The organism is Streptomyces sp. NPDC005402 (genome assembly GCF_040606575.1).
Taxonomy (GTDB): domain Bacteria; phylum Actinomycetota; class Actinomycetes; order Streptomycetales; family Streptomycetaceae; genus Streptomyces.
Map to the genome: position 1 here is coordinate 445733 of NZ_JBEXFB010000006.1, position 11801 is coordinate 457533.

Below are 11801 nucleotides of genomic sequence, written 5' to 3' on the forward strand. Positions count from 1 at the left end.
GATCGGTTCAATATGGCGACAGAAAAAAGGGCGCCGCCCGCCCTGAGAAGCTCAGTCGAGCAGCGCCAGCGCCTGTTCCGCCGCGTCCCGCACCCGCGCCGGGTCCGGTGACGCCTTGCCGACGACCTTCAGGCCCTGGAGCAGTACCAGCAGCATCCGGGCGAGGGTCAACGGGTCGCGTTCCGCCGGTAGTTCACCCTGTTCCCGGGCGCGGGTCAGAGCGGAGTGCAGGACCGTCTCCAGCTGGTCCCAGTTCCGCTCGACCTGACGGGCGGCGGCCGGGTCGTGCGGGGCCAGTTCGGCCGCCGTGTTGGTGAGGAAGCAGCCGCTCAGGCGCAGGTCCTCGGCGCTCGCCTCGTCCGCGTAGCGCCGCACCAGAGAGCGGACGGCGGGCAGCACCGGGCCCGGTCGGGACAACTCCCGCAGCAGGTCGGGAAGTTGTTCCTGATAGCGCCCCAGCGCCTTCAGGTACAGCTCGTGCTTGCTGCCGAAGGTGGCGTAGATGCTGGCCCGTCCGACGCCGAGGTGCTCCACGAGATCGGACATCGACGTCGCCTCGTAGCCGCGCCGCCAGAACAGCTCCAGAGCTGCCTGCAGCGCGGCCTCGGGGTCGAACTCCTTGGTCCTGGCCACGTTCAGGAGACTAGGACCATTGAGAACGATCGGTCAAGAAACCCGGTTACGCCGCCCGCACCTCGTACGTCGTGATCCGTACCGACTCGTCGTCCAGGCACTGCCCGGTCTCCAGGTCGAACCGCTGCTTCAGCAGCGGCGAGGCCACGAACGGGCGGCCCTGGAGGCTGCCGGTCAGGCCGCGGGAGAGGACTGCCGCGCCGCTGAAGGGGTCGCGGTTGTCGACGGCGTACAGGTTGCCGGCGCGGTCGCGGAACAGGGCCGCCTGGTGGCCGTCGGGCAGCAGGGCCGCCACCCCCCGGCCGGGGAGCAGGCGGGCCAGCTCGCAGACCGCGAACCAGTCGCCGTTCAGCTGGAGTTGGACCTTCAGGTCGGTGGTCTCGGGTGCCAGGGTCATCGCTGGGCGCTTCCTTCCAGGGGACGGTGGCCGATGGTCAGCAGCGGCAGGTCGGGCTTGATCTGCTCACGCTCGGGGACGAAGCCGACGACCGGGTCGGGGGTGTCGGGGGCGTTCACGAAGGACACGAAACGGGCGAGCTTCTCGGGGTCGTTGATGGTGGTCGCCCACTCGTCGGCGTAGTGCGCCACGTGGGCCGTCATCAGGGACTCCAGCTCCTCGCAGATGCCGAGGGAGTCCTCCACGACCACGTCACGGACGTGGTCCAGGCCGCCGGGGATGCGCTCCAGCCAGGTCGAGGTGCGCTCCAGGCGGTCCGCGGTGCGGATGTAGAACATCAGGAACCGGTCGATGAGCTTGATGAGTTCGGCGTCGGTGAGGTCCTGCGCGAGCAGGTCCGCGTGGCGCGGGGTCGCGCCGCCGTTGCCGCCGACGTAGAGGTTCCAGCCGTTGGAGGTGGCGATCACGCCGAAGTCCTTCGACTGGGCCTCGGCGCACTCGCGGGCGCAGCCCGACACCGCCGACTTGAGCTTGTGCGGGGAGCGCAGGCCCCGGTAGCGCAGCTCCAGGTCGATCGCCATGCGGACCGAGTCCTGGACGCCGTAGCGGCACCAGGTCTGGCCGACGCAGGACTTCACCGTGCGCAGGGACTTGCCGTAGGCGTGCCCGGACTCGAAGCCGGCGTCCACCAACCGGGTCCAGATCAGGGGGAGTTGCTCGACGCGGGCGCCGAACATGTCGATCCGCTGGCCACCGGTGATCTTCGTGTAGAGGCCGAAGTCGCGGGCGATCTCGCCGATCACGATGAGGCCCTCGGGGGTGATCTCACCGCCGGGGATGCGCGGCACGACCGAGTAGGAGCCGTTCTTCTGGATGTTGGCGAGGAAGTGGTCGTTGGAGTCCTGCAGGGACGCCTGCTCGCCGTCCAGGACATAGCCGCTCGCGCCGATCGTCGGGGCGAGGGAGGCGATGATCGAGCCGACCGCCGGCTTGCAGATCTCGCAGCCGTCGCCGCCCTTGGCGCCGTCACGGCCGTAGCGGTCCAGCAGGTCCTGGTAGGTGTTGATGCGCAGGGCGAGGACGATCTCGTAGAGCTCCTCGCGGGTCTGCGAGAAGCAGCCGCACAGGCCCTTGTCGACCTCGACGCCGGACGCCTCCAGTTCGGCGGTGACCAGCTGGCCGAGGACCTTGACGCAACTGCCGCAGGTCGTACCGGCCTTGGTGCACTTCTTCACCTCGGGCACGGTGGTGCAGTTGTGCTCGGTGACCGCTCCGCGGATCGTGCCCTTGCGGACGTTGTTGCAGGAGCAGATGATCGCGTCGTCCGGCAGCGCGGTCGGGCCGAGCTGGACGGACTCGCCGGCACCGGCGGGCAGCACCAGCGACTCGGGCTTGACCGGCGGCACCGAACCGGTGAACGCCTTCAGCGTGCCGTACGCCTCCGCGTCGCCGACCAGGATGCCGCCGAGCAGCGTGCCGTCCCGGCCGATGACCAGCTTCTTGTACAGGCCCGCGCGGGAGTCGGAGTAGACGACGTCGAGGCAGTCCTCGGTCGCGCCGTGCGCGTCACCGAAGGAGGCGACGTCCACACCGAGCAGCTTCAGCTTGGTGGACAGGTCGGCGCCGAGGAAGGCTGCCTCGTCGGAGGCGATGGTCGCCGCCGCCGTCTCGGCCTGCTCGTAACCGGGCGCCACCAGGCCGTACACCCGGCCGTCGGCGGCCAGCGCGCACTCGCCGATCGCGAACACGTGCGGGTCGGCGACCGTACGGCACTGCTCGTCGACCGCGATGCCGCCGCGCTCGCCGACCGTCAGTCCGCAGTCACGGGCCAGCTGGTCGCGGGGGCGGACACCGGCGCTGAACACCACCAGGTCGGTGGCGAGCTCGGAGCCGTCGGAGAGCTTCATGCCGGTGACGGCACCGGTTTCGTCGACCACGATCTCCTGCGTGCCCACCCCGGTGTGGACGCTCAGGCCCATCTCCTCGATGGTGCGCAGGAGGGCCGCGCCGCCGCCCTCGTCGACCTGCACCGGCATCAGCCGCGGCGCGAACTCCACGATGTGGGAGGTCAGTCCGAGCCCCTTCAGCGCACCGGCCGCCTCGAGCCCGAGCAGACCGCCGCCGACCACGGCACCGGTGGTGCGGGTCTTCGCGTACTCCTCGATGGCGAGGAGGTCCTCGATCGTGCGGTAGACGAAGCAGCCCTGGGCGTCCTTGTTGGGGACCGGCGGCACGAAGGGGAAGGAGCCGGTGGCCAGGACGAGGGTCTCGTAGTCGAAGACCTGTCCGGACTTCGCGGTGACCTTCTTCGCGTCGCGGTCCACGGAGACGGCCGGGTCACCGATGTACAGCTCGATGCCGTGCGTGTCGATGAGCTCCATGTCCGTCACGGAGAGTTCCTCGGGCGTCTTCCCCGAGAAGTACGAGGTGAGCGCGACGCGGTCGTACGCGGGACGCGGCTCCTCGCAGAGCACGACCACGCGGTGCGTGGCGGTCAGGCCGCGCTCGGCGAGCGCCTCCAGGAAGCGCTGGCCGACCATGCCGTGGCCGACAAGGACGATCGTGGGGGTGGCCTCCGTGGCCTCCGTGGCGGTCATCAGGAGCCTCCATCGTTGGTGAGCAGGTGGAGCAGCGGGCCGCCGTCGGAGGGGAGCGGCTCTGCTCCCTCCCAGGCGCGGGCGAGCGCGCCGACGGTGCCGAGTTCGCCGACGAGGACCCCGCCGACCAGGCGGTCGTCGCGGACGACGACCTTGCGGTAGGTGCCGCGGGTGGCGTCCGTGAGCTGGACGACGTCGTCGCCGGGGAGCACCTCGGTCTCGCCGAACGCGGCGAGGTCGAAGGCGGTCTGTCCGGGCAGTGTGAGCCGGGTCAGCGAACGGGTGCCGGTGTAGCGGGCGTTCGCCCGCCCGGCCAGCAACTCGGCGAGTGCATCGGCCTGTTCGAGGGCCGGGGTGGCGAGTCCGTAGACGTTGCCGTCGTGCTGGGCGCAGTCGCCGATGGCGTGGATGTGCGGGTCGGACGTGCGCAGTTCGTCGTCCACGACGATTCCCTTGCGCACCTCCAGGCCCGCGGTCTGCGCGAGGCCGACACGGGGGTGGACCCCGCAGGCCAGGACCACGATCTGGGCGTCGAGGGCGTATCCGTCGGCCATCTCGACCGAGCGGACCGCGCCGCCTACACAGCGCACGTCACGCACGCGCAGATCGGTGTGGACCTCGACGCCGAGGTCCACGAGGTGGCGCCGGACGAGCTTGGACGCGCTCGGGTCGAGCTGGCGTTCCATCAGCCGCTCGGACTGCTGGGCCAGCATGACCTGGGCGCCGCGCTGGGCGAGCGCACGGGCCGCGGAGACCCCGAGGAGTCCGCCGCCGATCACGACCGCCTTCACTCCCGGCCGGACCGCCTCGGACAGTCCCAGGCAGTCGTCCATGGTGCGGAAGGCGTGGACGCCCTCCGGCAGGACGTGGTCGGGGGTGAACAGGCCGCGCAGCGGCGGGAGTACGGGGTTGGAGCCGGTGGCCAGGACCAGCGTGTCGTATGCGATCTTCGAGCCGTCGGCGCACTCGACGGTCCGTGCCCCGCGGTCGATGCCGCTGACCCGGGCACGGGTCAGCGCGGCCGGCGCCGGGAGCGCGATCACATCGGGGGTGTACCGCCCGGCCAGCACCTCGGCGAGGAGCACCCGGTTGTACGGGCGGTGCTCCTCCTCGCCGATCAGCGTCACGGGCGTGCCGAGCTCTCCGAGCCGCCGGGCGAGTCGGACGCCCGCGAGCCCGGCGCCGATCACCACCACACGCGTATTCGAGGTCATGTCCAGGAGCGTGCGTTGCGGGTGTTACCCGACCGCATCACCTCTGTTTCCCGCGAGGAACGCTGCCCTCAGCTGGGGCCGGGGGCGGGTGTGAGGGTTCGGCAGGGGCGCCGGGGGCGCGCTGTGAGGACGTCGCCCCCCGGCGCCCCCAGGTGGGTGGGACCTGCATGTACCCGTCCCTCAGGGTCGCGATCACGCCCGACATATCGCTGACCGTGCTCGTCGTCCTGTGCGTGACCGCCCTCGCGGCCGGCTGGATCGACGCGGTGGTCGGCGGCGGAGGGCTCCTCCGGCTGCCGGTCCTCCTGCTCGGTCTGCCGTCCGGCACCCCGGCCGCGTACGCGCCCGGCACCAACAAGGCGGTCGCCATCGTCGGCACCTCGGGCGCCGCGGTGACGTACGCCCGCAAGGCGCCCGTCGACGTACGGCTCGCGGTCCGCATCGGCATCGCGGCCGTCGCCGGGTCCTCGGCCGGTGCCTTCCTGGCGGCGGGAATGAGCACGGACGTGCTCAAGCCGCTGATCATGGTCGTACTGCTGGGGGTCGCCGCCTTCGTCATCCTGCGCCCCGCTTTCGGCGCCGCCCCGGCGACCGGCCCGGCCGGCCGCCGCCGGATCCTCGCCGCGATCGGCCTCGCGGGCCTCGGTATCGGCTTCTACGACGGTCTGGTCGGCCCCGGCACGGGCACGTTCCTCGTCCTCGCCCTGACCGCCGTCCTCCGTCTCGACCTCGTGACCGCCTCCGCCACCGCCACCGCCAAGATCGTGAATTGCTGTACCAACGCGGGCGCGCTGGCGATGTTCGCCTGGCAGGGCACCGTCCTGTGGCAGCTCGCTGCCGTGATGGCCGTCTTCAACCTCGCGGGCGGCCTGCCGGGCGCGCGCACCGTGCTGAAGAAGGGCAGCGGGTTCGTGCGGGTCGTGCTGCTGGCCGTGGTCCTCGCGCTGGTCGCGAATATTGCGTACGAACAGTGGCTCGCCTGACGCTAACGTGACGCCGTGACGACTCAGGTGATCGTGCTCAACGGCGGCTCCAGCTCCGGCAAGTCCGGGATCGTCCGGTGTCTCCAGGCGGTCCTGCCCGACCCGTGGCTCGCCTTCGGGATCGACGGGTTCGTCGAGTCGCTGCCCGCCTCGCTCCAGGCCTCCGACGCGGGCATCGAGTTCGCGGCCGACGGCGCGGTGAGCGTCGGGGAGGAGTTCGCGCGCCTGGAGGCGGCCTGGCGGGCGGGGGTCGCCGCGACGGCCCGGGCGGGCGCCCCGGTGATCGTCGACGACGTCTTCCTGGGCGGCGCGCACTCGCAGGAACGCTGGCGCAGGTCGCTGCTCGGACTGGACGTGCTGTGGGTCGGCGTGCGCTGCGAGGCCGCCGTCGCCGCGGGCCGCGAGATCGTCCGGGGTGACCGGGCCCGGGGGATGGCCGAGAAGCAGGCGGAGATCGTCCACCAGGGCGTGGTCTACGACCTCGAGGTCGACACCACCCGCAACGAGTCCCTGGACTGCGCGCGCACCATCGCCGAGGCGGTCGTCAGCGGCTCCCCGTGAGGTGCGCGAACACCACCACGTTCCCCCGGTAACCGGTCGAGCGCGAGTAACCCCCGCCGCAGGTGATCACCCGCAGCTCGGGCCTCCTCGCGGCCCCGTACACCTTCTCGTCGGGGAAGCTCTTCGCGTCGTACACCTCGACCGCGTCCACCGTGAACACCGCGACGCTTCCGTCGCGCCGGTCCACCTCGATCGCGCTGCCCTTGCGGAGGGCACCGAGGTCGTAGAAGACGGCGGGGCCTTCGGCGTTGTCGACGTGCCCGGCGACGATCGCGGTGCCCGTCTCCCCGGGGGTGGTGCCGGCCTCGTACCAGCCGGCGAGGTTCTTCTTCACAGCAGGCGGCACATCGAGGCTGCCGCTCGCCGTGATGGCCAGCCCCATCAGCGGCGCGTCCACACGGATCGCGGGGATACGGACGCGGTCGGGCGGGGACGGCGGCAGGGCGGGCGCGGCGGCCCGCCCGCTGTCTCCTCCCGCGTGCGCCTGGGCGGCGGACGGCTGCGGCGGGGGGTGCGTCTCGGCGCCGCTGCGCAGCAGCCACGCACCGGTGCACAGGGCCACCACGGTGACGCCCGCTATGGCGGTGTTGCCGAAGCTGCGGTTGCGCACAGAGCCTCCTCTACGGCTGGCCTGCCCGTCCCCCTCCGGGCCGCGAGGGGCGTCGGACCCGGAGGGGGAGGGGACATGCGGTACCGGCGGACGGACAGCGGAGGGTGTCCGTCAGATCCCGTCGCCTCTCGCCCGGCGATGCAGGAGCCAGGTACCGCCCGCGGCGGCGACGGCGAGAGCCGCCACGCCGGCCGCGGTCTGTACGGGATCGGGGCCCAGAGCGCCACCGACCCCCGTCTTCACACTTCCTCTGGGGTGCACCGACTGACGCTGGGACGTCAGCGTGACCACCAGGTCACCGGTCACCCGCCGGCCGCCCTCCGCACAGGTCGCGACGATCTCGTACGTCCCCGGCTGCGCGCTCGGCGGAACCTGGAACTGCCCGATCGCGTCACCCTCGTGCGTGCTGGGCGCCAGCGTGAAGGTGCCCGCGCCCACGGCGCTGGCGTCCCCCGCCGCCGTACCGCCGTCCCCGCACGCCGCGGTGTTCACGGTGACCTGCCCGCCCGGCACCACGGAGGACGGGAAGACCTCGAGCCCGTCCGTGTCGCCGGCGTACGCGGGTGCACAGACGAGACCCGCGGCGGCGACGGCGAGCGCGCTGCCGGTCAGCAGGCGGGAGGTGGGGCGCATGGTGCTCCTTCGAGCTCTCGGGTGGGTCCCTGTGCCTTCGAGGTAAGTGGCAGTGGGCCGGGTCCGCTTCCTGAGGGGGCGTCAGAAATGCGGTGAATGGGTGTCAGATCACTGCGCCCCGGGCCGGTTCGGGCGGAGTTTCAGCAGGTCATCGCCGTACTGCGGGTCGATCGCGGGAGAGAACCCGAAGGGCGCAGGGCGCGCGTGTGAACGGGTGACCCGGCGGCGTCGCCCCTGTGCTTGACCTCAACTTTGGTCGAGGTACCACGCTGTCCCTCATGCAGACAGACATCGCACCTCTCCGAGTCGCCCTGGTCATCGGCAGCAACCGCCACGGCCGCTTCGGCCCCGTCGTCGCCGACTGGCTCCTCGACCGCCTCGGCGACCGCGACGACCTGGTCGTGGACGTCGTGGACGTGGCCGAGGCCGACCTGCCCATGTCCATGGCCCCGACCCCCGAGACGACCGCCGCCCTCGCCGCGGTGACCCCCAAGCTCGCCTCCGCGGACGCCTTCGTCGTCCTCACCCCCGAGTACAACCACTCCTACCCTGCGGGCCTGAAGAACCTGGTCGACTGGCACTTCACGGAGTGGCAGGCCAAACCGGTGGCGCTCGTCTCCTACGGCGGCATCTCGGGCGGCCTGCGGGCCGTGGAGCACCTGCGCCAGGTCTTCGCCGAACTCCACGCGGTGACGGTCAGGGACACGGTGAGCTTCCACAACGCGGGAGGCTCCTTCGCCGACGGCCGCCTGAAGGATCCGTCGGGCCCGGACGCGGCGGCGAAGACGATGCTGGACCAGCTGGTGTGGTGGGGCAGGGTGCTGAGGGAGGGCAGGGCCGCCAGGCCGTACGGCGCGTGAACGGCCTCCCGCCAGGAGAGCTGGCAGGCGCTACCGTGAGGCGATGGCCATGGAACCGCGCGTCACCCTGATCACGCTGGGCGTCCTCGACCTCGCCCGCTCCAAGGCGTTCTACGAGGCCCTGGGCTGGCGCGGCCAGGAGGTCGCGGAGACGGTCTTCTTCCAGGCGGGCGGCCTGGGCCTGGTCCTGTGGAGCCGGGAGAAGCTCGCGAAGGACTGCGGACTGGAGCCGGGGCCGGCGCACGGGTTCGGCGGCATCGTCCTCGCCCACAACGTCCGCTCGCAGGCGGAGGTCGACGCCCTCCTCGCGACCGTGGCGGAGGCGGGCGGCACCATCACCAAACCGGCCGCGGTGAACGAGATCGGCTTCTACTCCAGCGCCTTCACGGACCCGGACGGCCACGCCTGGGAGGTGGCGTACAACCCGGGCTTCCCGCTGGCGGAGGACGGCACGATCACGCTGCCCGACTTCGGCTAGGGCCCCTGGGGGGCGCCCGATGACGTCGCCGCCAACCGCCCCGGGAGCGCGGGCCGGGGACCTGCCCGCCCCACATCGGCCCAGGCCGCCGGAGGGCCAGGACCGCGACGAGCACCCTCCTCGACGGCCCGCCGCCCCACCGCCGCGAGCACGGGGTTCCTGTCGCCCCGGCAGTGCACCACGCCCGCCCGGCCCGGTGCCGTCGCGTTGCGTCAGCCCTGTGCGCCGGAGAACTTCTCAGCGAGCGCGCGATGTCGCTCGGCGGCCCGCCTGGCCTCGGCCGGGGTGACGGACGAGCCCGGCAGGGCGCCGAGCCGCTCGATCTCGTCGGCGAAGCGCAGATGCTCCGACCGGGCGTGCTCACGGCAGGGCAGGCAGGTCACGCGGTCCGGTCGGGGCGAGGTCATGGCGTACGGCACCCGCAGCCCGCACCCGGTGGCCACGACGCTCGGCAGGTCCCCGGCCGGCCCGAACGTGGCTGCGAGCATGGTGCGCACGGCCGCCTGGCCCCGGACCACCTTCACCTCGACATAGATGTGCGGATCTTCCTCGCCCACGCACCCTCCTCGTCCCACGGGAACGGCCGCCCCGGAACCCCGGGGCGGCCGCGTGGACCGGTGCGTGGGCGTCAGTTCACGTTCACCGCGCTCCAGGCCGCTGCCACCGCGTTGTACTCCGTGCTGCCCGCGCCGTACAGGTCCTTCGCCGCGTTCAGGGTGGCCGTCCGCGCTCCCGCGTAGTTCGTCGAGGACGTCATGTAGACCGTCAGCGCCCGGTACCAGATGGCGCCCAGCTTGTCGCGGCCGATGCCGGTGACCGTGGAGCCGTTGGAGGTGGGGGAGTTGTAGCTGACGCCGTTGATGGTCTTCGGCCCGCTGCCCTCCGCCAGCAGATACGCGAAGTGGTTCGCGACGCCGGAGGAGTAGTGGACGTCGAGGTTGCCGACCGAGCTGCTCCAGGAGTCGGCGGAGGCGCCGTCCTTGGAGGGCTTGTCCATGTAGCGCAGGGCGTCCCGCCCGAAGCCGGAGCGGACGATCTTCTCGCCGATCAGATAGTCGCCGGTGTCTGAAGAGTTGCCCGCGTAGAACTCCACCAGCGTGCCGAAGATGTCGGAGGTCGCCTCGTTGAGCCCGCCCGACTCGCCCGAGTACGTCAGCGCCGCCGTCTTCGAGGTCACGCCGTGCGACATCTCGTGGCCCGCCACGTCCAGTGAGACCAGCGGACCGAGCTGCGTCCCGTCACCGTCGCCGTACGTCATGCAGAAGCAACTGTCGTCCCAGAAGGCGTTGTTGTAGTTGTTGCCGTAGTGGACGCGGTTGTAGGACCCCTTGCCGTCCCCGCCGATGCCGTTGCGGCCGTGGACCTTCTTGTAGTAGTCCCAGGTGACGTCGGTGCCGTACTGCGCGTCCACCGCCGCCGTGGCCCGGTCCGAAGTGGCCCCCGTGCCCCAGTGGTTGTCGGCATCGGTGTACAGGGTCGCGGGTGCCCGGCTGAAGCAGATGTTCAGGAAGCACAGGTCGGTCTTGTTGGCCGCGTCGCCGGTGTAGGTGTTCCCGCGCGTCGCGTCCTTGAGCTGGTACGTCGATCCCGACTGGGTCGTCTCCAGCGAAACCGTGCCGCTGTACAGCGACTTGCCGTCCCCGGCCGCCTGCTCGATGCTGTCCCACGCGTCGATCTGCGCACCCGTGCGGGCGTCCGTGAGGACCGTCCGCGCGACCGGGTTGCCGAGGGAGTCCTGCGCGGCGGCGTCGGTCTGCCAGGCCAGCTTCGGGGCCCCGTGCAGCGCGTCGACGACCAGGCGCGGCTTGGCGGTCAGCTTCTTCAGCGTCTCGCCGAGGTTGGCCGCCTTGAGGGCGTTCGCCGCGAGGTCGGCGGCCTTCGGGGCGGACAGGGTGGGGGTGACGCTGGCGAGGGATATCGCGCTCCTCGTGGCGCGCGAGGAGCTCTTGTACGCCCCGTCCGGCGCGAGGTGGACGACGAAGTCACCGCCCAGCACCGGAAGTTGGCGGTAGGTGCGGTCGTAGCGGACGTGCTGGGTGCCGTCGGCGTCGACGATCACGTCACGGACCTTCGTGCCCTGGGCTGAGGTGAGCCCCAGCGCCGGGGCCCGGTCGGCCAGGACGGACGCGGCGTTCTCCAGCGCGGTGGCCCTGGTCGGTCTGTCCGCCGCACCGGCGGCGGGGGAGAGGGCGGTGGCGAGCAGGGTGGCGGCTGTGGCGGCCACTCCGGCGGTGGCGAGACGACGGGAACGGGCACCTCGGACGTACGGCCGTATCCGACTCATCGGTCTCCTCTGAAAGGCGCCAACGGGGCGCGTGGGGGGTGGCGCGGACGTTGACGAAGATTTAAGAGGTCATGACAAGCCATGTCCATAGCGCGTCACGTGCAGGTATGTGAGGGGAGAGAATCGTTTCTGTGACCCCTGCGAGACTCCCGTTCTTCGTCTACGGCACCCTCCGCCCCGGCGAGGTCAACCACGACCTCTTCCTGCGCGGCCGTATCCGCTCCGAGGAACCGGGCCGACTCGCCGGCGCGCTGCTGTACGACGGCCCCGGCTATCCGTACGCCGTCGAGGAGGCCGGGGGAGCGGTCGCGGGGGAACTCCTCACCCCGCGGGCCGATGCCTACGCCGAACTGCTCGCCGTTCTCGACGAGTTGGAGGAGTACAGCCCGGGAGACCCGCGCAACCTGTACGAACGGGTCGCCCGCGAGGTGATCCGCACGGCCGACGGCACGTCCGTGCCCGCCTGGGTCTATGTGGCCGCACCCGCCGTCGCCGCCCGCCTGCGCGCCCGCGGCAAGCCCATCGAGAGCGGCGACTGGCTGTACAGGTGA

General features: G+C 71.6%; 13 protein-coding genes. 5 read left to right on the forward strand and 8 right to left on the reverse strand.

Annotated features, from left to right (window positions below):
* Positions 1-51: 51 nt before the first annotated feature.
* Genes ABZT02_RS14915 through ABZT02_RS14930 form a run of 4 tightly spaced genes read right to left on the reverse strand, consistent with a single transcriptional unit; the run spans position 52 to position 4841 of the window.
* A complete protein-coding gene (locus ABZT02_RS14915; RefSeq protein ID WP_356017881.1) occupies positions 52-633 on the reverse strand; it encodes a TetR/AcrR family transcriptional regulator in 582 nt (193 codons plus the stop codon).
* A gap of 46 nt (positions 634-679) precedes the next feature.
* Positions 680-1030 carry a nitrite reductase small subunit NirD gene (nirD, locus tag ABZT02_RS14920; RefSeq protein ID WP_356017883.1) on the reverse strand — a complete coding sequence of 117 codons (351 nt, stop codon included), beginning with the start codon at positions 1028-1030 and terminating at the stop codon, positions 680-682.
* On the reverse strand, positions 1027-3627 hold the full coding sequence (nirB, locus tag ABZT02_RS14925; protein ID WP_356017885.1) for a nitrite reductase large subunit NirB: 2601 nt from the start codon (positions 3625-3627) through the stop codon (positions 1027-1029). Before nirB ends, nirD begins: the two co-directional genes overlap by 4 nt.
* Entirely contained in the window at positions 3627-4841 is a 1215-nt protein-coding gene (locus ABZT02_RS14930) for an FAD-dependent oxidoreductase (RefSeq protein WP_356017888.1), read from the reverse strand. Before ABZT02_RS14930 ends, nirB begins: the two co-directional genes overlap by 1 nt.
* Positions 4842-5008: 167 nt before the next feature.
* On the opposite strand from ABZT02_RS14930, the gene ABZT02_RS14935 reads away from it, so the two are divergent.
* On the forward strand, positions 5009-5824 hold the full coding sequence (locus ABZT02_RS14935; RefSeq protein ID WP_356017890.1) for a TSUP family transporter: 816 nt from the start codon (positions 5009-5011) through the stop codon (positions 5822-5824).
* A 15-nt stretch (positions 5825-5839) separates the two neighbouring features.
* Positions 5840-6385 (forward strand): chloramphenicol phosphotransferase CPT, encoded by a 546-nt coding sequence (gene cpt, locus ABZT02_RS14940; protein WP_356017892.1) that lies wholly within the window; start codon positions 5840-5842, stop codon positions 6383-6385.
* On the opposite strand, the gene ABZT02_RS14945 is transcribed toward cpt, so the two are convergent.
* Together ABZT02_RS14945 and ABZT02_RS14950 are read right to left on the reverse strand one after the other, a co-directional pair.
* Positions 6369-6995 (reverse strand): class F sortase, encoded by a 627-nt coding sequence (locus tag ABZT02_RS14945; RefSeq protein ID WP_356017894.1) that lies wholly within the window; start codon positions 6993-6995, stop codon positions 6369-6371. The genes cpt and ABZT02_RS14945 overlap by 17 nt on opposite strands.
* A gap of 111 nt (positions 6996-7106) precedes the next feature.
* The gene (locus ABZT02_RS14950) at positions 7107-7628 is read right to left on the reverse strand and encodes a hypothetical protein (protein WP_356017897.1); all 522 of its coding nucleotides are present in this window, start codon (positions 7626-7628) and stop codon (positions 7107-7109) included.
* 278 nt (positions 7629-7906) lie between these two features.
* On the opposite strand from ABZT02_RS14950, the gene ABZT02_RS14955 reads away from it, so the two are divergent.
* Both ABZT02_RS14955 and ABZT02_RS14960 read left to right on the forward strand, forming a co-directional pair.
* Positions 7907-8488, forward strand: a complete 582-nt coding sequence (locus ABZT02_RS14955) for an NAD(P)H-dependent oxidoreductase (protein ID WP_356017899.1) — start codon at positions 7907-7909, stop codon at positions 8486-8488.
* 49 nt (positions 8489-8537) lie between these two features.
* On the forward strand, positions 8538-8966 hold the full coding sequence (locus tag ABZT02_RS14960) for a VOC family protein (RefSeq protein WP_356018012.1): 429 nt from the start codon (positions 8538-8540) through the stop codon (positions 8964-8966).
* Positions 8967-9178: 212 nt separating this feature from the next.
* On the opposite strand, the gene ABZT02_RS14965 is transcribed toward ABZT02_RS14960, so the two are convergent.
* Complete coding sequence (locus tag ABZT02_RS14965; protein WP_356017901.1) at positions 9179-9523, reverse strand: hypothetical protein; 345 nt, start codon at positions 9521-9523, stop codon at positions 9179-9181.
* Between the two features lie 71 nt (positions 9524-9594).
* The gene (locus tag ABZT02_RS14970; protein ID WP_356017904.1) at positions 9595-11250 is read right to left on the reverse strand and encodes a M4 family metallopeptidase; all 1656 of its coding nucleotides are present in this window, start codon (positions 11248-11250) and stop codon (positions 9595-9597) included.
* A gap of 131 nt (positions 11251-11381) precedes the next feature.
* Here ABZT02_RS14970 and ABZT02_RS14975 point away from each other — a divergent pair, with 131 nt between their 5' ends.
* Positions 11382-11801: a gamma-glutamylcyclotransferase family protein gene (locus tag ABZT02_RS14975; RefSeq protein ID WP_356017906.1), complete on the forward strand. Its 420-nt coding sequence runs from the start codon at positions 11382-11384 to the stop codon at positions 11799-11801.

What these genes read in the sequence shown, in the direction of transcription:
- nirD (WP_356017883.1), bottom strand. Translation starts at nt 1,030, where the DNA reads ATGACCCTGGCACCCGAGACCACCGACCTGAAGGTCCAACTCCAGCTG.
- ABZT02_RS14955 (WP_356017899.1), top strand. Translation starts at nt 7,907, where the DNA reads ATGCAGACAGACATCGCACCTCTCCGAGTCGCCCTGGTCATCGGCAGC.
- ABZT02_RS14970 (WP_356017904.1), bottom strand. Translation starts at nt 11,250, where the DNA reads ATGAGTCGGATACGGCCGTACGTCCGAGGTGCCCGTTCCCGTCGTCTC.
- ABZT02_RS14950 (WP_356017897.1), bottom strand. Translation starts at nt 7,628, where the DNA reads ATGCGCCCCACCTCCCGCCTGCTGACCGGCAGCGCGCTCGCCGTCGCC.
- nirB (WP_356017885.1), bottom strand. Translation starts at nt 3,627, where the DNA reads ATGACCGCCACGGAGGCCACGGAGGCCACCCCCACGATCGTCCTTGTC.
- ABZT02_RS14930 (WP_356017888.1), bottom strand. Translation starts at nt 4,841, where the DNA reads ATGACCTCGAATACGCGTGTGGTGGTGATCGGCGCCGGGCTCGCGGGC.
- ABZT02_RS14935 (WP_356017890.1), top strand. Translation starts at nt 5,009, where the DNA reads ATGTACCCGTCCCTCAGGGTCGCGATCACGCCCGACATATCGCTGACC.
- ABZT02_RS14960 (WP_356018012.1), top strand. Translation starts at nt 8,538, where the DNA reads ATGGAACCGCGCGTCACCCTGATCACGCTGGGCGTCCTCGACCTCGCC.